The following is a 24,816-nucleotide window of genomic DNA, read 5'->3' on the forward strand; positions in this document are numbered from 1 at the left end:
TTACACCTTTAATATCGCCAAGGAAGTGACACTTACTGTCCATTCGACGAACGGGCGCTTAACGGCGACCTACCGGTGCGATCAGCCTTTTTCGCGCATTAATCTGGCCTTGTCGCGCTTCCAGTCGCGATCCTTGATCGATGCGCGCTTGTCATGCGTCTGCTTGCCCTTGGCCAGTGCAAGTTCCACCTTGGCCCGTCCGCGTGAGTTGAAATAGACCGACAAGGGCACCAGCGTCATGCCCTTGCGCTCTACTGCACCGAACAGCTTTTCTATCTCGCGCTCTTTCAGCAGCAGCTTGCGCGGGCGGCGGGGTTCGTGATTGTGGCGGTTGCCGTGGCTGAATTCGGGAATATTGGCATTGATCAGCCAGACCTCGCCATTGCGGATGTCGGCATAGCTTTCGGCGATCGAGCCCTCGCCAAAGCGCAGCGATTTCACCTCTGTGCCTTGCAGCGCCAGACCGGCCTCATACACGTCCTCGATATGATAATCATACCGCGCGCGGCGATTTTCGGCGACGATCTTCTGCTTGTCGAAAGGGGTGGGTTTGGGACGCGCCATGGTGAGCGGGCATGTAGGCGCGCCCGCAGAAAAAGCAAATGGCACAAGGAGAAATGGGCATGCGCACTTGGTCTTATGCTGGCGGGCGATAGACTGGCGATCAAAGCGAGCCATCGACTCGCCGGGGGAGAGTTCAAACCAATGGCAAGTGTTGCAACGCCAGCCGCAATTTCCGGTGATCTGAGCGCCGGGCAGATCCTCGCCAATGCGCATATGATGGCGCCCGCCATCGCCGCCCGTAGCGCAGAGATCGAGCAGTTGCGCCGCCTGCCCGCCGATCTGGTGGCCGATCTGCGCCGCGCCGGTTTCTTCCGCATGGGCCGCGCAATCAGCAAGGGCGGCCCGCAGATGAGCCTTCCGCAGCATCTCGAAGTGATCGAAGTGCTGGCGCGGGCAGATCCCTCCGTCGGCTGGTGCGTGAAGATCGGCACGGACAGCGGCCTGCTGGCCGAATTGCTGCCGCCCGGTGCCTCCGCGCGCCTGTTGCCAGATGCGGACATGATCACCGCGGGCCAGTTCACCGCCGGGCGCGGCGTGCTGGAACAGGTGGAGGGCGGATATGAGCTTTCGGGCCGCTTCCCCTTCGGCAGCGGGATCACCCATGCCGATGTGGTGATGACGGGCGGCATCATCCATCAGCATGGCCAGCCGGTCACCGGCGCAAACGGCATGCCGGAAATCCGCCTCGCCTTCTGCCGCGCGGACCAGCTGGAAATAGAGGATAGCTGGCACACGCATGGCCTGCGCGGCAGCGGCTCCAACCATTACCGCGCCCAAGGCGTGTTCATTCCCGAAGATCAGGCGATGCGGATCGAGGCGGCGCTGTTTGAGGGCAAGCAGGCGCTCTATTCCAGCGGTTTCAACTGGGTGACCACCATGGCCGCAGTGCCGCTGGGCTGCGCAGCCAAGGCGCTCGATGCGGCCAAAGCAGCCATCGCCGAGAAGCAGGGCGGCATCCCGCCGCGCCCGATGGGAGAGCTGGAAAACGTGCGCATGGCCATCGCTCGCGCGGACACCCGATATGGCGCAGCGCGGGCCTTTTTATACAGCGCCGCCAATGATTTCTGGGCCGAACTTGAGGCCGGATCACCATCGGTCCGGACCAAGGGCCGCCTCGCCCTGGCCAATGTGGAAAGCTTCCGCATGGCGGTGGATGTCACCCGCATGCTGTTCGATCTGATGGGCGCCAATGCGGTGTTCCAGGGACAGGTGCTGGAACAATGCACCCGCGATGCGCTGACGCTGAACCAGCACATGATCGTGTCCGACGCGGCGCTGGCGACGTATGGCGCTATGATGCTGGGTCAGGAACACCCGAGCCCGCTGTATTGAGCGATCAGCGCTTTGCCAACACTGCAACCTGTTCGGCCTGACTGCCCCGGCGATCAAACGATTCCAGCGATCTCCATTGCCGCATCCACCGCTGCCTTGCCCGCATCACTGCATTCCACGATCGGCAATCGTACGTCGGGCTGCCACCAGTCATGCAGGCGGCTGAGCGCATATTTGGCAGGGGCCGGGCTGGGATCGACGAACATCGCCCGGTGCAGCGGATAGAGCCGCTCATTCATTTCGCGCGCGGTCACGTAATCGCCCGCCAGTGCTGCAGCATGAAACTCCGCGCACTGCTTTGGCGCGACATTGGCCGTCACCGAAATGCACCCTGTCTGGCCCAGCACATATCCCGCGAGCGCCAGCGGATCATCGCCGGAAAGCTGGCAGAAATGCGGCCCTGCGCCCATGCGCTGGGTCACCACGCGCGACAGGTCGCCGCTGGCATCCTTCAGCGCCACGATCTTGTCCGGGAAGCGGCGATGCAGTTCGATCACCGTTTCGGGCAGAATGTCCGTCACCGTGCGACCGGGCACATTATACAGCATGATCGGCAGTTCGGACCGCTCCGCCAGATAGCTGAAATGCGCCAGCAGGCCCACTTGGCCCGGTCGGTTGTAATAAGGTGCGACCAGCAGCACCGCATCGGCCCCGGCCACCTGCGCTTCCTTGATGTGCCACAGCGCGGTCTGCGTATCGTTGGACCCGGCACCGGCAATCACCGGCACACGGCCGTTCGATTGCTGGGCGCAGGCGGCGATCACCTGGTGGTGTTCATCATTGTCCAGCGTGGCGGATTCACCCGTGGTGCCGCACGGCACCAGCGCGGATGAGCCATTATCAATCTGCCAGTCGACGAAACGTCGGAAGGCCACTTCATCAAACGATCCGTCGCGAAAAGGAGTCGCCAGAGCCGGAATCGAGCCTGAGAACATGGGTATACCTCTTGCATTGTCCCCAAAAACGAGGCCTTTGCCCCTCAAACACCCTGTATGGGGAGCACTTGTTCAGCCCCTGATAAGGAGAGGCCCACCATTATGTCCAGCATGGTTCGTTCTGCTATGCCCCCCCTTGTGATCGCCCTGCTGCTTGGCGGCACGGTCGCCCTTCCCCTTTCGGCCTGTGCGCAGCCCGCGAACGACGCGGCGAATAACTGGGAGGAAGCGCGCGCCAGCCTGGTCGCCAGCGGCCCCGGACGGATGGCTCCTGAAATTGCCCGCTGGGAACGGCTGACCGGCAATGCGGATCTCAACTTCGCCGATTATGCCAATTTCCTGCTCGCCAACCCCGGCTTCCCCGATCAGGACCGGCTGCGCGGCTATGCCGAGGGCCGCCTGCGCGAGGAATTCGTGCCGCCGGAACAATTGCTGGCCTTTTTCGCCCGCTATGAGCCGGTGACCAATCAGGCCAAGGCGCATTATGCGCTCGCACTGGCCGGGGTGGACCCGGTGGCCGCGCAGGCAAGAGCCGTCAACGCCTGGCGCGAGGGTGAGATGAGCCCGACGGCCGAAGCAACCATTTCCGCCATGCATGGCGACGCCTTGTCTCAGGCAGACCATGATGCGCGCATGGATGCGCTGCTGTGGCAGCGGGACCGCGAAGCCGCAGAGCGCCAGCTGGTGCGCACGTCCGACGCGCGCCGCCCGCTGTTCGAAGCGCGGCTGGCCATCCTGCAGGGCGGTGATGGCGCCACCACCGATCCGGCGGCGCTGACCGATCCGGGCTATCTGTACAATCGCAGCCGTGAACTGCGCCAGGAAGGGCGCCGGTCAGAGGCGATTGCCCTGCTCACCAACCGCCAGCCGCTGGCTCATCTGCCATTCGACCAGACCGCATGGGTGGAAGAACTGCTCACCGTTGCGCGGCTTGCCGATGCCCGCAGCGCGCAGGCGATTGCCGCGTCGATCGACGATGCCTTCGTGCCGGGAGAGGATATCTCCCGCCAGACATACAAATTGCGCGACGATTACACCTCGCTGATGTGGCTGGGCGGGACAAGGGCGCTGTGGGAACGCGGCGCCAGTGCCGCTGCCGCTCCGCTGTTCTATCGCTACGGCGCCGCCGCGCGCACGCCGCAGACACGCTCCAAGGGCTTTTACTGGGCCGGCTATGCCGCCAGCCAGGCAGGGGATACCGCCGAGGCGAACCGTTATTACGAGATGGCGGGCCAGTATGGTGACCGCTTCTATGGCCAGTTGGCGCTTGCCGCGATGGGCCGCGACCTGCCCAGCTTTGCCGGATCGCCCGAAGGTGCCATCGCCCCTGACGAGCGCGCCGCATTCCTCTCCGCCCCATTGACCGCAGCCGTGGCCGAAGTGGCCCGCGATGCGCCGTGGCGCACCGGTATCCGCTTTTACCGCGCGATTGCCGACCAGGCCGAAACCATGAGCGAGCATCTGCTGGTGGCGGAACTGGCCCGCGACATCGGCAGGCGCGATCTGGCCGTGAACCTGGCCGATGCGGCGATGGCCGATGGCCACGATGGCTTCACCCAGATCGGCTATCCGCGGCTGGATGTTCCGGCCGGAACGGACTGGACGATGGTTCACGCCATTACCCGGCAGGAAAGCCAGTTTGCCGAAAATGCCATCAGCCATGCAGGGGCCACCGGCCTGATGCAGCTGATGCCCGGCACCGCGCGCGAGGAAGCGGGCCGTGCAGGCATACAGTACATGTCCGCATCGCTGATCGATGATCCGGCGTATAATATCCGCCTTGGCTCCAACCATATCCAGCGCCTGCTGGCCCGCTATGACGGGTCCTATCCGCTGGCGGTGGCGGCTTACAACGCTGGTCCCGGCAATGTGAACAAGTGGCTGCGCGAGAACGGCGATCCGCGCACCGGGCAGATTTCATGGACCGAATGGATCGAGAAAATCGGCTTTTTCGAGACCAAGAACTACGTCCAGCGCGTGCTGGAAAACGCCGTGGTCTATGAACACCTCTATCCCGATCAGGCCGGTCGCACCCGCACCCTGGCCGATTTCCTGCGCTGAGCGCGCCCGCCGGATTCGTGAAGCCCGCCAGCAATCCCATCACGCCAGCCGGTCTTTCCGCGCTAAAGGCCCGCTATGACCATTTGCTGGGCACGGAGCGGCCCGAGATTGTCGCCATTGTAAGCTGGGCGGCGGGCAATGGCGATCGCAGCGAAAATGGCGACTATATCTATGGCCGCAAGCGCATGCGCGAGATCGACCGCGAACTGGCTTTTCTGGCGCGGCGGATGAAGGCGGCCAAGGTCATCGTCCCTTCCGAACAACCCGACCACAGCCGCATCTGGTTTGGCGCCCATGTCACCATCGCCGATGAGGATGACAATCAGCGCAGCCTCACCTTGGTGGGCGATGACGAGCAGGATGCATCGAAGGACATGGTCGGCTGGAGCGCCCCCATCGCCCGCGCGCTGCGCGGGGCAGCCATCGGCGATCTGCGCACCGTCCGCCTGCCCGGCGGCACGAAGGAATGGGAAGTGGTGGAAATATCCTATCCGCCCTCACCCCAACAGGGAAACAGCTGATGCGCTCGACATTCTCAGAGGCCACCGTGCGGCTGTATCATCTGGACGGCGCGGCGGAGGGCGGCGCGGTCACCACATTGTTCTACGGCACGCTGGAGCAGGCGCTGCAGATGGCCGCAAACCAGCCCGAGGATATGCAGGAGGGCCTGTATCTGGCGACGGACAATGATGTGGTGGCCTATCTGGACATGCATGAGGGCTGAAAGGCTGGCTTAAAGGCTGGCCGAACCACGGGCTGAAAAGTTTATTTCAGAACCTGTGTGACAAATCCCCCCGCAGGTGGACTATCCTTGCACCAGGGGAGGAAATTTCCGCAGTGCAACGCGCCCACATCAGCCAGGATGAACAATATGCCGAAGCGGCTGCCAGTTTTGGCGCCGCCATCCAGCGATTGGCGCGCGGCTATGAAGCCGATGCCGATCTCTGCCGCGATCTGGTGCAGGATATTCACGCCGCCCTGTGGCGCAGCTTCGCTTATTTCGAACAGCAGTGCTCCATCCGCAGCTGGGTGTACCGCATCGCGCATAATGTTGCCGTCAGCCACATCCAGCGCAGCCGACGCCAGCGCGGCGGTGGGCTTGAAACGCTGGAGGTGATCGAGGAACTGGCCGCGCCGGACAACCCGGAGGCCGAGACGGGTGAAGCCCAGATGGCTGCCCGCCTGCTGGCCACCATTCACCGGCTGGCCCCCACTGACCGGCAAGTGATGCTGCTGTTTCTGGAAGATCTGACCGCTGCCGAAATTGGCGAAGTTACGGGCCTTTCCCCCACCGCAGTCAGCAGCCGCATCCACCGGCTGAAGGCACTGCTGGCCAAGCCCTATGCCGACAAGGAGATCGACTGATGTCACCTGAAGATGAAGCCCGCCGCAGCTGGCAATCAAGCGGCTCCGCAAGCGCACTGCCCCCGCTGGAAGAATTGCGCACCCGGGCCGACACATTCCGCCGCAAGATCCAGCGGCGCAATCTGATCGAGTATCTTGCCGGCGTCTTGGTGTTGCTGGGCTTTGGATGGATGGTGATTGTCGGCCCGCTGCCGTGGACCCCGGCGGTGATCCCCGCGGCAATCATTCGCCTGGGGTCAGCGCTGGTCATGATCGGCACGGTCTTCACCCTGTGGCAGCTGCATCGCCGCACCGCGCCGCTCGATCCACCGGTGGATGGCGGGCGCAATTCGGTGCTCGACTATCAGCGTGCGGAACTGGTGCGCCAGCGTGACGCGATAGACAGCGTGTTCTACTGGTACATCCTGCCCTTCGTGCCTGGGCTGGCTGTGCTCCTGCTCGCCCCTCTCGCCCTGTCACCGCAGATTGGCGAATTGTCCTGGTTCAAGGTCGTGCTGAAGGTTTCGCTTGCGCCGCTGGTGTTCGCCGCAGTGTGGTGGCTGAACAAGCTTGGCGCCCGGAAGCTGCAGGCCATGATCGACGAGATCGACGCGCTGCGCCGCGAGTAGTCCCTGACCCGGCAGTAGCTTACTCAAAAGCAAAGGCGGGCGCGGAGGGTATCCGCGCCCGCCCTTCCTGTGTGAACCGCGCGGGGCCTATTCGGCCTTGTCGGACTTTCCAGCCTTCTGAGCCCCGCCCTTTTCCGAAATCTCGGCTACCGGCGGAGTATCCACCTCCAGCGCAGCGCTGGCCTGCGCCAGCGGCGCTGCGGGTGCATATTCGCTGCTCGCCGCGCCTTCGACCAGCTTGCCGAGCGAGGAACCGTCCAGTCCCAGCTCCTTCATCAGCCCGTCCAGGACCGGCGCCTGCGCGCGGTAGGACAGGGCTGCTGCCACCGCATCGCTGGCCAGATTGCCAGTGCTGCCCCCGCCGCCAGATGTGGTGCCCGGCGCGCCGCTGCGCTGGGTCAGGCCGTCAACCTGGACGATCTTGATTGAATCGATCGCTTCCAGCGGCTTGGCACTTTCGCGCACCAGTTCGGGCAGGACCTTCAGCAGTGCCAGCTTGGTTTGCAGGCTGATCTGATCGGACGAAAGCAGGTTGGCCGCTTCATTGATCGCCCGCTGACCGGCTGCTTCCACCTCAAAGCGAACGCGGTCCGCTTCGGCGCGCAGGATTTCGGCATCGGCATCGCCCTTGGCCGCCAGACGGCTGGCCTCGGCGCGGTTGGTGGCGGCATCCTTTTCCGCCTCGGCCTGGACCTTGACGCCGATGGCGTCGCGCTCAGCCACCTTGGCGGCCTCGATCAGTTCGATGCGCTTGTCGCGCTCGGCAATCTCCGTCTCGCGGCTGGTGGTCACCGATTCCTCGGCTGCCACGGCCTTGGCGCGGGCGGCATCGGCTTCGGCCTTGGCCTGGCTTTCCTCCCGGCTCTTGTTCTGAACCGCGATCTGCTGCTCCTGACGGGCGATTTCGAGCGCGCGGGCCTGATCGATCCGCGCCTCTTCCACCAGCCGGTCGGCCTCGATCTGCTGCGCATCGACCTGCTTCTTCGCCTCGATCCGGGCGGAATCCGCTTCCCGGCTGCGTTCGGCCTGCTCTCGCGCCACTTCGGAGCCTTGCTTGGCCCGGCGCATTTCCACTTCGCGCTCCTGCTCCAGCCGGGCGAATTCGTTGTCGCGGCTGATTTCGAACGAGCGCTGGTCGGCTTCGAGATTCTTGGTCTCGATCTGCACGCGCGTGTCCATCTCGATATCGTTGCGCAGCTTCTTGCGCGCCTCGATCTGCTCGGTCAGCTTGGTCAGGCCCTCGGCATCAAAGGCGTTGTTGGCATTGAAGTGTTCGATACTGGTCTGGTCCAGCCCGGTCAGCGAGACCGATTCCAGCTCCAGTCCGTTCATCGACAGATCGTTGGACGAAACCTGCTGCACCTTCTGCACGAAGTCGGCGCGCTGTTCGTGCAGCTCATTCATGGTCATACCCGCCGCGACCGAGCGCAGCGCATCGACGAACTTGCCTTCCACCAGATCCTTCAGCGCCTCGGGCTGCATGGTGCGCTGGCCCAGCGTCTGCGCGGCCATCGCAATGGCCTCGGCATCGGGCTTTACGCGCACGTAGAACTCGGCCTTCACGTCGATCCGCAAGCGGTCGAGCGTGATCAGCGCCTCGGCATCGCGCCGCACCACGCTCAGCACCAGCGTGTTCATGTTGACCGGCATGGTTTCGTGGAACACGGGCAGCACCAGCGCGCCGCCGTTCATCACCACTTTCTCACCCCCGGCACCGGTGCGCACAAAAGCGGTCTCCTTGGACGCGCGCTGGTACAATTTGATGATGAAGATAAACATCGCCAGGAAGCCGATGACTCCGGCACCGCTCAGTATCACGGTGGTGCTCAATAGATTTTCCATGTCCTCTCCTTATTCGTAAACTGGTCAGCTGAGCGGGGCGAGCGTGCGCTCAGCCACCGAAATGCCAAAGAATATCTGTGCTTCGCGGCGCACCAGCAGCAGCTCGTCGCCTTCGTGCAATTCACTGTTCGCGTCGTGCGGCTCCACCATCACGTGGTGCGTATGGCCGAACTGATCGCGCACGCTGGCCCGCGCCGGATAGCCCGTGCGCGCCGTGCCGGTGGTGATCTGCGCCCGCCGCCCGACCAGCGTATTCAGCGCCACCGCACTGGTCTCATCCCTGGGCAGAATGCGCGCCAGCGGCCGCACCAGCGCGCTGGTGACGGGCAAGGTCGCGCCCAGCGTGATCACCGCTGCCAGCCAGCTGTACAGCGGCGCGCCGGTCAGTCTTTGCGCCAGTGACTGAATGCTGACACCAATGCCCGCAAACAGGAACAGGAACACAATCAGCCAGATCAGGAACGGCACCCGGCCAATACCCAGAAGCGTGGTAACCGCGCCCAGCACGCCCACATCCGGCAGACCATCCGCCGATGCGTGCGCATCCAGGTCCGCGCTGACATCAGCGTCCAGATCGACATCCACATCAGAACCGGAATCCAGATCACCCAGACCGATGATCTGCAGCAGCGAAAGCAGCAACATCGCGCCCAGCGCTATGGCGAACGGCAGGTTGTGATCGGCCAGTAAACTCATGGTAATACCGGCCACTGGCAACCGCCTTCGGCCCCTCCCCTGTTCTTTGCTTCTGCCTCAATCATTTAGCGGAAACAGTGGGATAAAGCCAGATAAACCGGATTTGGAAGTATCGATTCCGGAGCTACTTGATCGCCGGAATACGGGATCGATCGCGCGGGCTGAATGCCCGGCTGAAAACCACCACGAATGCCGGGACGAATACCGGGACGAATGTCGCGCCCCCTTGCCCGTGGACCCGGGAACGCTAGAGCAAGGACATGCGCTTCATTCTTGCAGCATCTGCCCTGATCCTGATCGCCGCTCCCCTTGCGGCGAAGGACAGTCTTGGCGTGTTTGGCGACTGGGGCGCGTTTCGCGATGCGCAGATGCCGCGCTGCTATGCCATTGCCGCTGCGCAGGGCACGGGAGCGGGAACGCGTTCGAGAGAATACGATCCCTTTGCCAGCGTTGGCACATGGCCAAGGCGGCAGGTCCGCGGGCAAGTGCACTTTCGCCTGTCACGGCAGGTTCGCGATGGTGCGGCGATCACGCTGACAATGGGCAGCAGCCGGTTCGATCTGAGCGGTGACAACGGCAATGCATGGGCGAAGGATGCGCAGATGGATGCCCGGATCGTGGCCGAAATGCGTGTCGCCTCGACCATGCGCGTATCTTCGCGCGATAGGCAGGGGCGCCGGTTCACGGACAGCTACAGCCTTGATGGCGCCGCCACGGCGATGGATGCCGCCAGCGTGGGCTGCGCTGCCGGCTGACACGAAAAGCGGGCCGGAGATTGCTCCCCGGCCCGCCATTTCACCTGTTCATTCTGATCAGGAACGCCTGATCAGAAGCGATATCCGACACCAACCACGAACTGGTGACGGTCGAGATCGACATTGAAGCGATCGCTTTCCAGCCCGCTGGGAGCCTCGAATTCGCCTTCCTTGTAGTTCGAATAGCGATATTCGCCCTTCAGGAAGAGGTTTTCGTTGATGGCATGCTCAATGCCGGCACCCACGCGCCAGCCGTCCAGATCGACGTCGGTATCGACATCGGTGGTGTTGTCAGTGGCCAGGATGTTCATCTGCGCATTGGTGTAGCCACCCTTGGCATAGATCAGCGTGGAGGGCGTGGCGAGAAAGCCGACACGCGCACCGACATAGAGATCACGGCCAGCTTCGACATTGCCGACACCGAAATTGGTGAAACCGGTGGTGTCAAAATCGGTCGAGGCTTCGGATTCCATCCATTCGCCTTCGACACCCACGACCACGCCATTCATGGCGAAATCATAGCCCAGGCCGACGCCGTAAGTGACGTCTTCGATCGACTGGTCGACATCGTTGTTGTTGTCGATGTCGGTCGTGCTGCCGGGGCGCACGATGTCATATCCGGCCAGAACTTCCGCGCGCGGGCCGGTGAAGGCCGTGTTGTCCTGCGCGGCGGCAGGCATTGCGACAGCACCGGCAGATGCGGCGGCGAGGATGATTGCGAGACCCTTGTTCATAGTAAACTCCATTCATTGGTCCACACGGTCTTGCCGTGCTTGGACTGGCTGAATGGGTAGAAACGCACTTGGTTTCCTGAACCTCACACAACAAATAAATTGTTGTTTTTTAGCAACATACTTGTTCGACCAACTGCATTTCCTGATCGACAAACGGTTGGAACCGCTTGCTGCCTGCGACGTTCGCGCGAGCAAAATTCAGGCAAATTTTTTTCGTGGCACCGGGAACTGGCGAACAAGTTTTGCGTCGGGCGGCGCGCCACCCTATATGCCCCCCATGCCAGACACTGCCCTTATGCCGATTGCCGGACAATTCGATCCGGTTCCCGTCGCGCGCGATATCACGCCGCGTGCCGATGGCCGCGTCGATGTGCTCGGCCTGCCCAAGAAGCGGATAGCCGAACTGTTTGCCGAGGCCGGGCTGGACGCCAAGCAGGCCAAGCTGCGGGCCAAGCAGGTCTATCACTGGCTGTATCACCGGGGCGTGACAGACTTTGGCAAGATGACCGATATCGCCAAGACCATGCAGCCCTGGCTGACCGAGCGCTTCGTGATCGGCCGTCCCGACGTGGTTGAAGCGCAGCATTCCACCGACGGCACGCGCAAATGGCTGCTGCGGACCGATGACGGCCACGATTATGAAATGGTCTTCATTCCCGATGCCGATCGCGGCACCTTGTGCGTGTCCTCGCAGGTTGGCTGCACGCTCAACTGCACCTTCTGCCACACCGGCACGATGCGGCTGGTACGCAACCTCACTCCCGGTGAAATCGTCGGGCAGGTGATGCTGGCGCGCGATGCGCTGGGCGAATGGCCCAAGGGCAAGATGGATTTCGCCGACGATGAGAGCGAGAGCGAATACACCGCCGATGGCCGCCTGCTGACCAACATCGTGATGATGGGCATGGGTGAGCCGCTTTATAATTACGAGAACGTGCGCGATGCGCTCAAGCTGGTTATGGACGGCGAAGGTCTGGCCCTGTCCCGCCGCCGTATCACGCTTTCCACCAGCGGCGTGGTCCCGATGATGATCAAATGCGGTGAGGAGATCAACGTCAACCTCGCCGTCTCCCTGCATGCCGTGACCAAGGAAGTGCGCGACGAGATCGTGCCGATCAACAAGAAATACGGCATAGAGGAATTGCTCCAGGCCTGTGCCGACTATCCCGGTGCCAGCAATGCCCGCCGTATCACGTTCGAATATGTGATGCTGAAGGACAAGAATGACAGCGATGCCGATGCGCGCGAGCTGGTGCGCCTGATCCGGCACTATAATCTGCCTGCAAAGGTGAACCTGATCCCGTTCAACCCTTGGCCCGGCGCGCCGTATGAATGCTCCACGCCGGAACGTATCCGGACGTTTTCCAACATCATCTTCGAAGCGGGCATCAGCGGCCCGATCCGCACCCCGCGCGGGCGCGATATCGATGCCGCCTGCGGCCAGCTGCGCACCGCCGCCATGAAGAAAAGCCGCGCCGAGCGTGACCGCGAAGCGGCGGAGAGCGCGGCGCAAGAATAATAGGCGATAATAATGGGCGATAGGGCAACCCTTGATTTCTATGAGCGCGAAGCTCCCAGCTACACGCTGAGCGGGCGCGAAGGGCCTGCCCGCCACCTCGATAACTTCCTCAGCCGCCTCGCGCCCGGCGCGCGCATTCTGGAACTGGGCTGCGGCGGTGGCAGGGATGCTGCGCATATGCTCAAGCGGGGCTTTGATGTGGTGCCGACAGACGGTTCTGCCGCGATGGCGAAGAAAGGTCAGGAGCGGATCGGCATTGCCGTGCAGGTCATGCGTTTCGATGAGCTTGACGCGGTAGAAGAGTACGACGCCGTCTGGGCGCATGCCTCGATCCACCATATGCCCTTCGACGGCCTTCCCGATGTCCTGCGCCGCATCGCCCGCGCACTGAAGCCCGGTGGTTGGCATTATGCCAATTTCAAGCTGGGTGAAGGCGAGGCGCGCGACACATTCGGGCGGCTGTATAATTTCCCCCCTGAAGAGGAATTGCGCGCCGCCTATGCCGCCATTCCCGATTGGGACTTTGTCGACGTATTGCGGTATGAAGATGGCGGGCTGGACAAGGTGATGCGTGACTGGATGGCGATAACGATGCACAAGAAACCTGCATGAACCATCAGGTGCTCGCCCTGTGCACCGGTTCCGCCCGCCCCTTTCGCGGCGATGAGCAGAGCGCGATCGCCAAGCAGGCCGTTACCGGCACATTGCCCATTACCGCCGCCGGGCTTGCAGGCGATGAGCAGGCGGACCTGGTCCACCACGGCGGGCCGGACATGGCGCTGCATCACTATCCGCTCGACCATCACGATTTCTGGCGCGAGCAATTGGGCGATCATCCCTTGCTGGGCGAGCCGGGCTCCTTCGGATCCAACCTGTCCGTGCACGGCCTGACCGAAAGCGAAGTGCTGCTGGGTGACCGCTACCGCCTTGGCACGGCGCTGATCGAAGCCTGCCAGCCGCGCCAGCCGTGCTGGAAGATCGAGCACCGCTTTGGCCGCAAGAAAATGGTCAAGACGATCATGGCCAGCGGGCGCTGCGGCTGGTTCTACCGCGTGATCGAGGAAGGCGAGGCGCAGGCCGGGGACACGCTGTGCAAGGTCGATGATGGCCTCGAAGGCTGGAGCATGGCGCGCATCTTCGAAGCCATCTGGGGCACCTCCACCCCGCAGGACCCGGCCTTGCTGCGGGAAATCAGCGAACTGGGCCCGCTGGCAGACAAATTGCGCGCCAAATTGCATGCCAGGCTGGCGGCGGAATAGGCGGGCAGAGCCTCCACTCGTCGCAATATTCGAACTTTTTGCCCTGACTTGCCTATTACAACAAGCCGTTCATCTGACGTTGGGGATACATGAACGATTTCGAGCATTCGGGATTTAACAACAACCGGATTCGAAAGGTTCACATCATGCGAAAGAGCATTCTAGCAATCGCCGCTGCCGCTATGGTTCTTCCCGCAGCACCTGCGGCCGCTGACCCGCCCCGCTGGGCGCCTGCCTATGGCCAGCGCGACAATGATCGTCATCACGGCGATGACCGGCGCGATTACCGGCGCGACGATCGCCGCCAGAGCCGCGTTTATGATGATCGCGGGCGCTACATCGAACCGCGCCGTATCAGCCGCAATGACCGCGTCTGGCGCGGCGACGACAACCGCTATTACTGCAAGCGTGATAATGGCACGACCGGCCTGATCATCGGTGCCGCAGGCGGCGCCTTGCTGGGCCGCGAGATTGACGGCGGGCGCGACCGCGCCGTCGGCACGATCCTTGGCGCTGCCATTGGTGGTCTGCTCGGCCGCGAAATCGATCGCGGTGAGGCGCGCTGCCGCTGATAATACGAGCAACTGCCCGGTCCTGATCTTTGCGGCGTCCTCTCTGTCCCCTCGAGAGGGCGCCGCAAACTCTTTGGGGAAAGTGCTGGCCCCGTGCCCTACCCGCATGCCCTGCCCGCTTTCCTTCCGACCTGATCGCAGGTGCCTTTTGGAGGCATGGTCACGGCGGCAATGTTAGTATACGGACAAAGTCAAATAGTGACACCGGAGAGTCCCCGAATGATCGAAACCGCTTTGGTCTCCTGCGATGACCACCTCGATTTGAACATGCTGCCCGCCAATGTGTGGGCCGATCGCATGAGCGCGAAATGGGGCGACCGCGCTCCTCGCATCGCGGTGCAGGAGAACGGCTCTGCCCTGTGGATGGCCGATGGCGAGAGCTGGGGCTTCTGGTCGGGCAAGCCGATGGGCTTCAAGGGTCCCAAGCCTATCCACACCGCCTATGATCGCGGTGGGATAGAGGATGTGACCGATCTGCGCGCGGGCAATCCGCAGCTGCGCCTGCAGGACATGGACCGCGACAATGTGTGGGCGCATCTGGTGTTTGGCCCCGTTACCAGCATCAAGACGCAGGATGAGGCTTTCATGAAGGCCTGCTATTCCGCCTATAATGACTGGCTGTATGAGGAATTCTGCCCGGTTTCGCCGGATCGCCTGATCGGCGTGGCCATGCTGCCCCCGCATCCAGAAGCGGCGGTGGAAGAACTCACCCGCCTCGCCAGGAAGGGCGGATGCCGCCAGGCCAATCTGCAGATCGCCGTGGCCGAGCCGCGTCTGGACGACAAGCGGTGGGAGCCGCTGTTCGACCTGCTGGAGAAATCGGGCATCGTGCTGTCCTTCCACGTTACCGTATTCCCCGGCGTGACCAAGGCCTTCGACAAGTACAAGGGCAGCCCCGGCGCCACTTTCCTGCACGCCAAGATGTTCATCGACCAGTTCCTCGATCCGTTTGTGGATCTGTTCGCCTGGGGCATTCTGGAACGGCACCCGGATCTCAAGATCGTGATTGCAGAGGCTGGCATCGGCTGGGTTCCGTGGGTGGTGGAAGAGCTGGACTACCGCCATTTCCGCCTGTGGGAATGCAAGGAATTCTGGGACGACAAGGGCGGTATTCCGCACAAGATGAAGCCGTCAGAAGTGTTCAAGCGGCAGGTCTATGGCACCTTCCAGCAAAGCCCCACGGCGATGCGGCTGATCGAGTTCTGGGGACCGGAAAACATGCTGTGGGCCAGCGACTATCCGCATCCCGACAGCATCTGGCCCAACTCGGTCAAGACCATTGCCGAGACGATGAGCCAGCTGGACCAGAGCACCATCTGCGGCCTGGTGGGCGGCAATGCTGCCAAGCTCTATGGCCTCGATCTCAGCCAGGCGACGGTGAAGGCCCGCCTGCCAATCGGCAACGAAAAGGCCGCCGCCTGAGCTGAGGCTGTCAGGCCGGCTTTTGCGGGGTGTCGTCTATCGGAGTGGCCGGTCCATGCTCCGGCATGGGCAGGATCAGGCCGAGCAGCGGCAGGACGATCATCGCCGCGCCCGATACCAGGAAGGCGGTGGCGATGCCGTGTGCGTCGGCGAAATGGCCCCACAGCCAGCTGCCGATCGCTATGCCGCCAAATGTCACGCTGCTGACGAATGCGGTCACGCGGCCCACGATGGCGCGCGGGGCCCACATCTGGCCTGCCACGGCAAAGCCGGAAAGCGCCTGAACCCAGCCCGCCCCGGCAAGAACCAGCAGGATCAGGATCGGTATCAGACCGGGGTTGAGCGCCACCAGAACGCAGCCGGAACCGTACAGAATGCCCGATGCGCGGATGATCTGCTCGGCATTGAAGCGGGAACGGAAGTAGGTTGCGCTGGCCGCTCCGATCACTGCCCCGCTGCCCAGCGCTGCCAGCAAGATGCCATAGACGAATGAGCCTGCGCCCAGCGTCTGGCTGGCGAACAGCGGCATCACCGCCCACGCCGCCGCACCGGTGCAGGTGAAGGTGAAGCCGCGGATCATGATATTGCGCACTTGCGGGGACGCCACCGCGAAGCGCAGCCCCTCTGCCATCACCGGCCAGATCCTGCGCTTGGGCTTGGGTTCCGCAGGCGGCAGGCGCCAGCGCCACAGCAGCGCGATCACCAGCGCATAGGCCGAGGCATTGGCGATGAAGGCCGCGCTGGCCCCGCCCCACGATGTGATCGCCCCGCCCAGCGCCGGACCAAAGCTGCGCGCTACGTTGAAGCCAAGGATGTTGAGCGCCACCGCCGCGGCCAGCTCTGCGCGCGGGACCACGAAATTGACCGAGGATGCCACCGCCGGAATGATGCAGGCGACCCCGCAAGCCAGCACTGCGGTGAGCACGATGATCGCCGCCGGTCCCGCCGCATCGGCCTGCACCAGCACCGCCAGCAGCAGCGACGCCAGCAGCATCACCGACAGCGCGGCCATGAGGATCTTCTTCTTGTCGACCATATCCGCCCATGCCCCGGCGGGCAGGCCCAGCAACATGATCGGCAGATTATAGGCGGTCTGCACCAGCGCCACGATATCGGCAGGCTGGCCCGCCTGTGTCAGGTGCCAGGATGCGCCGACAGACTGGATGGTATTGCCCAGATTGGCCATCAGACTGCCGGCGATGAGCACCAGAAAGGCGCGGTGCCGCAGTGGCGCGAATGTCTTGGAGTTCTGCATCGCAATGGGTGTGGCGCGATTGCCTGCCGTGAGCAAGATGCCGCGCCGCGCCCGGCAGATATATGCACATTGTCTTTCGTATCCTTTTAGGATACTTGAACATCATGCATCTGGCCGGACAGAAACTGCGCGCCTGGCGTGAAGCGCATCAGCCGCCGCTTTCGGCGGAGGACTTTGGCGCGCGGTTCGGTGCGCCCAAACCCTGGCCCAGCCGCACCATCTATGGCTGGGAAAGCAAGGGCAAGATCGCCCGCCCGGCCATTCAGAAACGCCTGGCCCAGTTGGGCATATGCCATCCCGCAGACTGGCTGGAACCAGCCCCCGGAACCGATACGCCAATTTCGAAAGCAGCGCCCCGCATGACCAGCGACACCCATCCCTTTTTCGACATGCACCGGCACGGCTATGTCCGCGTGGCCACCAGCACGCCGCAGGTCCGCACCGCCGACATCGCCTATAACACCGCCGGTATCATCGAGGAGTCGGAGCGCGCCCATGCGGCGCATGTGGACCTGCTGGTCTATCCGGAAATGTGCATCTCCTCCTACATGCTGGATGATCTGGTGATGCAGACGGCGTTCCTCAAAAAGGTCGAGAGCGCGGTGGCGCAGATCGTTGCCGCCAGCCGCGACCTTTCCCCCATACTGCTGGTCGGCGCACCGCTGCTTGCCAATGGCCAGCTGTATAATTGCGCGCTGGTGATCGCCGCGGGCAGATTGCTGGGCGCTGTGCCCAAGAGCTTCCTGCCCAATTACCGCGAGTTCTATGAGAAGCGCTGGTACGCCTCCGGTCGCAATGTCACCGGCGGCACGATCACAGTGAATGGCGAGGCTGTGCCGTTCGGCGTGGACCTGCTGTTCGCATCGACCCGCGATGAGCGTTTCAAGCTGCATATCGAGATTTGCGAGGACATGTGGTCACCTGCCCCGCCCTCCATCGCAGGCGCGCTGGCAGGCGCGACGATCTGCGCCAATTTGTCCGCTTCCAACATCGTGATCGGCAAGTCGGATGAGCGGCACCTGCTGGCGCGCAGCTCATCCTCACGTCTTGCCTGCGCCTATGTCTATTCCGCCGCCGGACATGGCGAGAGCACCACCGACCATGCGTGGGACGGCGAAGGCATGATTTATGAGCTGGGCGAATTGCTGGCGGAAAGCGAGCGCTTCCGCCGCCGCCCGGAACTGTGCATCGCCGATGTCGATTGCGAGCGCATCTATGGCGACCGCATCCGCCACAAGACTTTCGACGATGCGATCGATGAAGCGGGAAGGCCGGAGAAGCGCTTTCGTTTCATAGATATGCCGCATAATCCCGAACATGGCGATATCGGCCTGACCCGGCCTATCGCCCGCTTTCCCTTCGTGCCTGACCGGGAAAACCGGCTGGACGAGGATTGCTATGAAGCCTTCAACATTCAGGTGGACGGGCTGATGCGGCGGGTCGAGGCGACCAGTCCCATGAGCCTGGTGATCGGCATTTCGGGCGGGCTGGATTCAACCCATGCGCTGATCGTGGCGGCCAAGTGCTGTGACCGGCTGGACCTGCCGCGCAGCATGATCCGCGCCTATACCATGCCCGGTTTCGGCACCACGGAGCACACCAAGTCCAACGCCTGGAAGCTGATGGAGGCATTCCACGTCACGGCTGAGGAAATCGACATCAGGCCGGCGGCCAACAAGATGCTGGAGGATATCGGCCATGCCTTTGCCGATGGTCACCCGGTCTATGACGTGACGTTCGAGAATGTGCAGGCGGGCATGCGCACCGATTACCTGTTCCGCCTGGCGGGGCAGCACAATGGCTTTGTGATCGGAACGGGCGACCTTTCGGAGCTGGCCTTGGGCTGGTGCACCTATGGCGTGGGCGACCATATGAGCCACTATGCGGTCAATTCCGGCGTCCCCAAGACGCTGATCCAGCACCTGATCCGCTGGGCCATCCGCTCCGAGCAGTTCACTCATGAAACCGACGCGATACTGGATGCCGTGCTCAATACGGAGATCACGCCAGAACTGGTGCCGATCGGCGCAGACGGCGCGGTGCAAAGCACCGAAAGCGCCGTGGGGCCTTACGAGCTGAACGATTTCTTCCTGCACAATATCATGCGCTGGGGCCTTAGCCCGTCAAAGGTCGCCTTCATGGCATGGCATGCCTGGCGCGATGCGAGCCGCGGTGAATGGCCGCCGCATTTCCCGGCGGATCTGCGCAATCAGTACGATCTGGCCACGATCAGCAAATGGCTGGAGAATTTCCTGCGGCGCTTCTTCCAGTTCAGCCAGTTCAAGCGCAGCGCCATTCCCAACGGCCCCAAGGTATCGAGCGGCGGCGCCCTGTCCCCTCGCGGAGACTGGCGCGCGCCGAGCGATGCCGTGGCCGATGTGTGGCTGGAGGAATTGCGGCAGAACCTGCCGCATTAGGGCTGGCCTTCCGCAATAGGGCTGGCGCTAGTTCGCCGGACTGATCCTGAGCACCACCCCATCGGCCATGTCCGACAGGACATACAGATTGCCGTCCGGGCCGTTGCGAACATCGCGCCAGCGCTGGCCGAGATCCTTGAGCAGAATTTCAGGCTCACCCCGCGGCATGCCGACAACGTCCGTGTCATAGCGCAGCAGGCCCTGGGTGAAGCTGGCGAGGAACAGGTCGCCGTGCCAGTTTGCGAACTGCGTGCCATCGTAGAATGCCAGATTGCCCGGATTGAGCGAGGGCGGGCCATAGACCAGCACCGGATCGATCATGCCGGGACGGTTGCGGATGCCTTCCTGCTGTGTCCCATCGTAATGAAAACCCTGCGTCACCGTGATCCAGCCGTAATCGCCGCCGCGCGTGATGCGGTTGACCTCGTCCCCGCCGCGCGGACCGAACTCGCTCTCCCAGATTTCGCCGGTCAGCGTGTTGTAGGTCAGGCCCAGCGGGTTGCGGTGGCCGGTCGACCACACTTCTGACGCGTGACCTGCCAAGCCCACCCACGGATTGCCCGCAGGAACGGAACCGTCATCGTTGAGGCGCAGGATCTTGCCGATGTGGTTGCTCGGATCGCGCACCAGCTCACCGTAATTGCGATCGCCGCTGGTGATGTAGAGATAGCCGTCCGGATCGAACAGGATGCGGCCGCCGAAGGAGCCGAAGGCCGGCCCCTGCCCGCAGCAGCGTTCTGGCTGCGTCTCGGAGCCGTACCAGGGCGTGGACACGAAGATATCCTCGACATTGGTCAGCGCGTGGGCGCCATCCCAGCGCGCCCGCATCACGGCCAGCGCCTGTTCCTTGCCGTCAGGACTGTTCTTGGAATAGGCCATGTAAACCAGCCCGTTCTCGGCAAAATCGGGATGCAGGGCGATATCCATCAGCCCGGCGATGCCGACCGCGAACACATCCGGCAGGCCGGAAATCGGCGTGGGATCGAGCACGCCATTGCGAATGAGGCGCAGACGGCCCGGGCGTTCCGTCACCAGCATTCCGCCATCGGGCAGGAAGGCCAGGCCCCACGGATGATCCAGTCCGCGCGCGACCACATCGACGTCAAAATCGGCCTGTGCGGTCTGGAACGACCATGGCCCGGTTGCCAGATCAGTGCCCTGGAATGGCGGCGGACCGGGAGGCGGCGCTGCCGGCGCATCCTGTGCCATCGCCGCGGCGCTCCACATAGCCAATGCCGAAACGGCAGCCAGAGCCTTCAAACCCTTCATATTCAGTCCTTTCCCTCCGCCGGTCCATTCATCGGGACCGCCCTTTGTCCGTATCCTATGCACTTGCTGCGTGCGGCACAATGACTCTGTCCGAAATGAACCACAGCGGCTTTACTTTCTTATCCCGGCTGGCTGTGCTGGAAGGAGCCTATGCAGGAATTCTCGCCCACCACGACCAAGGCCGTCCTGATCACCGGGGCCGCGCGCAGGATCGGATCGGCAATCGCCCGCCGCTTTGGCGACGCGGGCTGGCATGTGGTGGTACATTGCAACAGATCCCTCGATGCAGCCCAGGCGCTCGCCAGCAGCCTGCCCAGCGCGCAAGTGGTGCAATGCGACCTTGCCAATGGGGATGCGGCCAAGGCCATGATCGCAACTCTGGCCGGGCAACTGGCTGACTGGCGCGTGCTGGTGAACAATGCATCGGTTTTTGCAGAGGACGATGTAACCGCCCTCGATCCGGCCACGAACACAATGGCCATGCAGGTCAACGCAGTCACTCCCGCCATCATGGCACAGGCCTTCCTGAACGGCGCCCGATCATGCGCGGGGCGGCGGGTGATTCAGCTGACCGACCAGAAGCTGGCCAATCCCAATCCGGATTTCTTCAGCTACACGATGAGCAAATATGCCGCCGATGGCGCAGCGCGGATGATGGCCATGGCTTGCGAGCCCGATGACCGCGTCTATCGCCTTGCGCCCGGCGCCATTCTGGCCAGCCATGACCAGACCCCTGCCGAAGCCGAAACATCGCACCGGATGAACCTGCTGGGTCGGCGCACCGCTGCGGCGGAGATTGCCGATGCGGCGCTGTTCATGGCCGCAGGACCGCTCACCAGCGGGCAGGCGATATTTGTCGATTCAGGCCAACATCTGCTGTCGCAACCGCGCGACGTGCTGTATCTTGCGCGTGGAGAGGATTAACAATGGCCAATCCGAACAAGCCGAAGAAGCGCCACGCGCTGTCCACGCGCATCTGGCACTGGGTCAACGTGCTCAGCGTGAGCATATTGTTCATGTCCGGCCTCAACATCTCCAACGCCCACCCGCGCCTGTATTGGGGCGACTGGGGATTTGCGGCGGAGCAGGCATGGCTGTCCGTCCCGCGCTTTCCCGGCTGGGCCACTATTCCGGGCTATTACAGCCTCGCCTCCGCGCGCGACTGGCACGTGGTGTTCGCCTGGGTCTTCGCCCTTGGCCTGCTGGTGTTCATGATCCGCGCGGTGATGAACGGCCATTTCCGGCGCGACCTGTTCACCCGCCTGGCCGACTGGAAGCCGTCTGCGATCTGGCATGACATTCGCCAGCACCTGAAGCTGAATTTCGATCATGGCGCGGGCAAGTTCAATTTCCTGCAAAAGGCGACCTATGGTGCGGTGATCTTCATCCTGCTGCCGCTGATGATCTTTACCGGCCTGGTGATGAGCCCCGGCGCGGAAGCTGCCCTGCCCTGGCTGGCAGAGCTGCTGGGCGGCAGGCAGAGCGCGCGTTCGATCCATTTCCTGTGCGCCTTCGGACTGTTCGGCTTCTTCGTGGTGCATGTTGTGCTGGTCCTGCTGTCGAACCCGATCAAACAGCTTCACGAGATGATTACCGGAGGCGAGCACGATGAAGCGGCGTAATTTCCTGGCCGCAATGGGCGCGGCTTTCGTGGCCGGCTGTTCGAAGATCGGTGACAGCGAGCTGTTCGGTTCGGTTGTCGATACCGCAGAGAGCTGGCATCGCGGCATTCACCGCGCGCTGGGCATGGGGCGTATCACCATGGCGCCGGAATTCACCCGGGCGGACATCTCGCCCTTCTTTCGCGGCAATGGCAGCACCAATGTCGAAACACCCGAATATGCCGAAGCACTGGCTGGCGGTTTTGCCCAGTGGCAATTGGCCGTCACCGGCCTTGTCGACAATCCGCTGAGCCTGTCGATGGACGATATCCGCGCCCTGCCCCAGCGCACGCAGATCACCCGGCATGACTGTGTGGAAGGCTGGAGCGCGATCGGCGAATGGACCGGTCCGCAGCTGTCCGCCATTCTGGATATGGCAGGCGTGGAGGACGGGGCGAACTTCGCCATCTTCCATTGCGCGGACAAGCTCAGCGGCGCTGACTATTACGAGAGCTGCGACATGGATGATGCCCGTCATCCCCAGACAATCGTGGCGCATCTGCTGAATGGAGAGCGGCTGCCGGTGATCAATGGCGCGCCCTTGCGCATGCGGATCGAACGGCAGCTGGGCTACAAGCACCCCAAATATCTGACCGGAATCGAACTCGTCTCCAGTCTGGAGCAGGTGGGCGATGGCAAGGGCGGATATTGGGAAGATCGCGCCGGATACCAGTGGTATGCGGGGATCTGACGCCTAACCGGGATAGCGCTCCAGCGAATTATTCCACGACAGCGCGATCATCTGCTCCAGCACGGCCAGATCGATATCGGCCAGCTTGTTGACATACAGACAGCCCTTGCCGCGACTGTATTTGCCCATCTTTTCACGCAGGGCAGCGAATGGCGCCTCATCACCAGCGGCCGAACAGCTAAGCAGGTAGAGCGAATGCTTTGCCTTGCGCGGTGAAAAGCCCACGCGGCAGATGTCACCTTCACGCCCGCTGTCGTATCTATAATGATAGCTGCCATAGCCGATGATCGTTGGCCCCCACATCACCGGATCGACGCCGGTGACATTGCGAAATAGCGCATCGAGGACTTTTGCATCCTCGCGTTTTCCAGGGTGTTCCACCGCCGCGATAAAGGCATCTGCGCTGGTCTGCGTTGGCTGGGTCTTGTTGGTCGACATGGCGCGGCATCTTATCGGGCGATTGACAGGCTGCAAGGCGGCATTCAAACCTGCGTACTGACATTCCAACTGGGGGAGACGTGCCGCTCATGTGGCTGCTCGACAAAATGCTGAACAAGCTGATCCGTAGCGGACAGCTGATAATCACCGACTATGATGGCAAGACCTATGAATATGGTCCCGGCGGCGATGGCGATCCGATTCATGTGCGCCTGACCAACAAGAAGGCTTCGGGTCATATTGCCCGCTATCCGCAGGTTGGCGCTGGCGAGGCTTTCATGTGGGGCTGGCTGCACGTCGATCCGCCGCATGACATTCGCGACATGATCCTGTTCGTCACCGCCCAGTCAAAGGCGCATGGCGACCGCGCCCTGCAACCGCAGGGACCGCTGAAGCGGATGGCGCAGAAGGCCGCCGCCAAGGCCGACAGCATCAATCTGAAAAGCAAGGCACGCAAGAATGCCGAGCACACCTATAATCTGACGCGCCGCCTGTATGAGCTGTTCCTGGATGAGGACCGGCAGTACACCATGGGCTATCACCGCGACCTGAATGACAGCCTGGAAAAGGCCCAGCTGGACAAGAAAGCCCACATCGCCGCCAAGATGTATATGCAGAAGGCGCGAGAGATGGATCGCCCCTTGCGCGTTCTGGATGTCGGCTGCGGCTGGGGCGGCCTGGCGCTGTACCTGCACAAGCATTACGGCTGCGAAGTGCTGGGCGTTGCCCTTGCGCCTGACCAGATCGCCTTCTGCAAGGAACGCGCGAAGGCGCTGGGCGTGGATGACAAGGTCAAGTTCGCGCTGATGGATTACCGCGATGTCGAGGGCGAGTTCGATCGCATCAGCTCTGTCGGCCTGCTGGAGCATGTCGGCACGCCGCACTACCCGCAGTTCATGAAGAAGACGCATCAGCTGCTGGTCCATGACGGGGTGATGTTCAGCCATTGCTGCGGCCGCGCGGGCCCTCCCGGCTTTACCGATGCGTGGACGCGCAAGTACATCTTCCCCGGCGGCTATATCCCCGCCCTGTCCGAATTGGTGACGGAGAGCGAGAAGGCCGGCTGGCAGATCATGGACGTGGAGGCGATGCGCTTCCACTACAGCCACACGCTGGAGGAATGGTACAAGCGCACCGTCATGCACCGGGAAGAAATTACCGAGATGTATGACGAGAAGTTCTACAAGATGTGGCTGTTCTACCTCGCCGGGGCCGAACAGAGCTTCCGCAACGGCACGCTGGTCAACTGGCAGATCCAGTATGTGAAGGACCGCGCCGCAATCCCGATGACAGGCGACTATGTCTATGAGGAAAGCGCCCGCCTGCGCGCACTGGAAGAGCCGCCCGTGTGGCATCTCGATCCGGCACTGAAGGAAGCGGCGGAGTAGGAAGCGGCGGAGTAGGCCAAAAGTAGGGAACAA

25 protein-coding genes are annotated in these 24,816 nt (G+C 62.7%); 17 read left to right on the forward strand and 8 right to left on the reverse strand.

What is annotated here, in order from left to right; genetic code table 11:
• Positions 1-81: 81 nt before the first annotated feature.
• Positions 82-564, reverse strand: a complete 483-nt coding sequence (smpB, locus tag GRI32_RS03210; RefSeq protein ID WP_160589700.1) for an SsrA-binding protein SmpB — start codon at positions 562-564, stop codon at positions 82-84.
• Positions 565-705: 141 nt separating this feature from the next.
• On the opposite strand from smpB, the gene GRI32_RS03215 reads away from it, so the two are divergent.
• Positions 706-1,896: an acyl-CoA dehydrogenase family protein gene (locus GRI32_RS03215; RefSeq protein WP_160589701.1), complete on the forward strand. Its 1,191-nt coding sequence runs from the start codon at positions 706-708 to the stop codon at positions 1,894-1,896.
• Positions 1,897-1,949: 53 nt separating this feature from the next.
• Here the strand turns inward: GRI32_RS03215 and dapA are convergent, their stop codons facing one another.
• Positions 1,950-2,831, reverse strand: coding sequence for a 4-hydroxy-tetrahydrodipicolinate synthase (gene dapA / locus GRI32_RS03220; RefSeq protein ID WP_160589702.1), 882 nt, complete (start codon positions 2,829-2,831; stop codon positions 1,950-1,952).
• Positions 2,832-2,957: 126 nt separating this feature from the next.
• Here dapA and GRI32_RS03225 point away from each other — a divergent pair, with 126 nt between their 5' ends.
• The 5 genes from GRI32_RS03225 (at position 2,958) to GRI32_RS03245 (ending at position 6,865) form a co-directional block, all read left to right on the forward strand.
• The gene (locus GRI32_RS03225; RefSeq protein WP_237437361.1) at positions 2,958-4,892 is read left to right on the forward strand and encodes a lytic transglycosylase domain-containing protein; all 1,935 of its coding nucleotides are present in this window, start codon (positions 2,958-2,960) and stop codon (positions 4,890-4,892) included.
• A 17-nt stretch (positions 4,893-4,909) separates the two neighbouring features.
• A complete protein-coding gene (locus tag GRI32_RS03230) occupies positions 4,910-5,413 on the forward strand; it encodes a GreA/GreB family elongation factor (RefSeq protein WP_160589704.1) in 504 nt (167 codons plus the stop codon).
• Positions 5,413-5,616 (forward strand): hypothetical protein, encoded by a 204-nt coding sequence (locus tag GRI32_RS03235; protein WP_160589705.1) that lies wholly within the window; start codon positions 5,413-5,415, stop codon positions 5,614-5,616. The genes GRI32_RS03230 and GRI32_RS03235 overlap by 1 nt, the downstream gene beginning before the upstream one ends.
• A gap of 113 nt (positions 5,617-5,729) precedes the next feature.
• Entirely contained in the window at positions 5,730-6,257 is a 528-nt protein-coding gene (locus GRI32_RS03240) for a sigma-70 family RNA polymerase sigma factor (RefSeq protein ID WP_160589706.1), read from the forward strand.
• Positions 6,257-6,865: a hypothetical protein gene (locus GRI32_RS03245; RefSeq protein ID WP_160589707.1), complete on the forward strand. Its 609-nt coding sequence runs from the start codon at positions 6,257-6,259 to the stop codon at positions 6,863-6,865. Before GRI32_RS03240 ends, GRI32_RS03245 begins: the two co-directional genes overlap by 1 nt.
• An 87-nt stretch (positions 6,866-6,952) precedes the next feature.
• Here GRI32_RS03245 and GRI32_RS03250 read toward each other — a convergent pair whose 3' ends face one another.
• Together GRI32_RS03250 and GRI32_RS03255 are read right to left on the reverse strand one after the other, a co-directional pair.
• Positions 6,953-8,644, reverse strand: coding sequence for a flotillin family protein (locus GRI32_RS03250; protein WP_419866760.1), 1,692 nt, complete (start codon positions 8,642-8,644; stop codon positions 6,953-6,955).
• 87 nt (positions 8,645-8,731) lie between these two features.
• Positions 8,732-9,418: a YqiJ family protein gene (locus GRI32_RS03255; protein WP_337190143.1), complete on the reverse strand. Its 687-nt coding sequence runs from the start codon at positions 9,416-9,418 to the stop codon at positions 8,732-8,734.
• 245 nt (positions 9,419-9,663) lie between these two features.
• Here GRI32_RS03255 and GRI32_RS03260 point away from each other — a divergent pair, with 245 nt between their 5' ends.
• Complete coding sequence (locus tag GRI32_RS03260; RefSeq protein WP_160589709.1) at positions 9,664-10,158, forward strand: invasion associated locus B family protein; 495 nt, start codon at positions 9,664-9,666, stop codon at positions 10,156-10,158.
• 71 nt (positions 10,159-10,229) lie between these two features.
• Here the strand turns inward: GRI32_RS03260 and GRI32_RS03265 are convergent, their stop codons facing one another.
• Entirely contained in the window at positions 10,230-10,892 is a 663-nt protein-coding gene (locus GRI32_RS03265) for an outer membrane protein (protein WP_160589710.1), read from the reverse strand.
• A gap of 277 nt (positions 10,893-11,169) precedes the next feature.
• Between GRI32_RS03265 and rlmN the strand changes: the two genes are divergently transcribed.
• From rlmN to GRI32_RS03290, 5 genes are all read left to right on the forward strand, one after another.
• Complete coding sequence (gene rlmN, locus GRI32_RS03270) at positions 11,170-12,411, forward strand: dual-specificity RNA methyltransferase RlmN (protein ID WP_160589711.1); 1,242 nt, start codon at positions 11,170-11,172, stop codon at positions 12,409-12,411.
• Between the two features lie 12 nt (positions 12,412-12,423).
• A complete protein-coding gene (locus GRI32_RS03275) occupies positions 12,424-13,023 on the forward strand; it encodes a class I SAM-dependent methyltransferase (protein WP_202385919.1) in 600 nt (199 codons plus the stop codon).
• The gene (locus tag GRI32_RS03280; RefSeq protein ID WP_160589712.1) at positions 13,020-13,670 is read left to right on the forward strand and encodes an MOSC domain-containing protein; all 651 of its coding nucleotides are present in this window, start codon (positions 13,020-13,022) and stop codon (positions 13,668-13,670) included. The genes GRI32_RS03275 and GRI32_RS03280 overlap by 4 nt, the downstream gene beginning before the upstream one ends.
• Before the next feature lie 146 nt (positions 13,671-13,816).
• On the forward strand, positions 13,817-14,242 hold the full coding sequence (locus GRI32_RS03285) for a glycine zipper 2TM domain-containing protein (protein WP_160589713.1): 426 nt from the start codon (positions 13,817-13,819) through the stop codon (positions 14,240-14,242).
• Between the two features lie 219 nt (positions 14,243-14,461).
• Positions 14,462-15,664: an amidohydrolase family protein gene (locus GRI32_RS03290; protein WP_202385920.1), complete on the forward strand. Its 1,203-nt coding sequence runs from the start codon at positions 14,462-14,464 to the stop codon at positions 15,662-15,664.
• A gap of 10 nt (positions 15,665-15,674) precedes the next feature.
• On the opposite strand, the gene GRI32_RS03295 is transcribed toward GRI32_RS03290, so the two are convergent.
• Positions 15,675-16,919 carry an MFS transporter gene (locus tag GRI32_RS03295; protein ID WP_160589714.1) on the reverse strand — a complete coding sequence of 415 codons (1,245 nt, stop codon included), beginning with the start codon at positions 16,917-16,919 and terminating at the stop codon, positions 15,675-15,677.
• A 359-nt stretch (positions 16,920-17,278) separates the two neighbouring features.
• Between GRI32_RS03295 and GRI32_RS03300 the strand changes: the two genes are divergently transcribed.
• Positions 17,279-19,336 carry an NAD(+) synthase gene (locus GRI32_RS03300; protein WP_160590219.1) on the forward strand — a complete coding sequence of 686 codons (2,058 nt, stop codon included), beginning with the start codon at positions 17,279-17,281 and terminating at the stop codon, positions 19,334-19,336.
• Between the two features lie 27 nt (positions 19,337-19,363).
• Here GRI32_RS03300 and GRI32_RS03305 read toward each other — a convergent pair whose 3' ends face one another.
• The gene (locus GRI32_RS03305) at positions 19,364-20,605 is read right to left on the reverse strand and encodes a PQQ-dependent sugar dehydrogenase (protein WP_160589715.1); all 1,242 of its coding nucleotides are present in this window, start codon (positions 20,603-20,605) and stop codon (positions 19,364-19,366) included.
• Between the two features lie 150 nt (positions 20,606-20,755).
• Between GRI32_RS03305 and GRI32_RS03310 the strand changes: the two genes are divergently transcribed.
• From GRI32_RS03310 to GRI32_RS03320, 3 genes are read left to right on the forward strand one after another with little or no spacing between them, the layout of a single operon-like run.
• The gene (locus GRI32_RS03310) at positions 20,756-21,529 is read left to right on the forward strand and encodes an SDR family oxidoreductase (RefSeq protein WP_160589716.1); all 774 of its coding nucleotides are present in this window, start codon (positions 20,756-20,758) and stop codon (positions 21,527-21,529) included.
• Between the two features lie 2 nt (positions 21,530-21,531).
• On the forward strand, positions 21,532-22,227 hold the full coding sequence (locus tag GRI32_RS03315; protein WP_160589717.1) for a cytochrome b/b6 domain-containing protein: 696 nt from the start codon (positions 21,532-21,534) through the stop codon (positions 22,225-22,227).
• Entirely contained in the window at positions 22,214-22,957 is a 744-nt protein-coding gene (locus GRI32_RS03320; protein WP_160589718.1) for a molybdopterin-dependent oxidoreductase, read from the forward strand. Before GRI32_RS03315 ends, GRI32_RS03320 begins: the two co-directional genes overlap by 14 nt.
• Positions 22,958-22,960: 3 nt before the next feature.
• Here GRI32_RS03320 and GRI32_RS03325 read toward each other — a convergent pair whose 3' ends face one another.
• The gene (locus GRI32_RS03325) at positions 22,961-23,395 is read right to left on the reverse strand and encodes a DUF1801 domain-containing protein (protein ID WP_160589719.1); all 435 of its coding nucleotides are present in this window, start codon (positions 23,393-23,395) and stop codon (positions 22,961-22,963) included.
• A gap of 89 nt (positions 23,396-23,484) precedes the next feature.
• On the opposite strand from GRI32_RS03325, the gene GRI32_RS03330 reads away from it, so the two are divergent.
• Entirely contained in the window at positions 23,485-24,783 is a 1,299-nt protein-coding gene (locus tag GRI32_RS03330) for an SAM-dependent methyltransferase (protein WP_160589720.1), read from the forward strand.
• Positions 24,784-24,816 lie beyond the last annotated feature (33 nt).

Source organism: Alteraurantiacibacter aestuarii (genome assembly GCF_009827405.1).
Taxonomy (GTDB): domain Bacteria; phylum Pseudomonadota; class Alphaproteobacteria; order Sphingomonadales; family Sphingomonadaceae; genus Alteraurantiacibacter; species Alteraurantiacibacter aestuarii.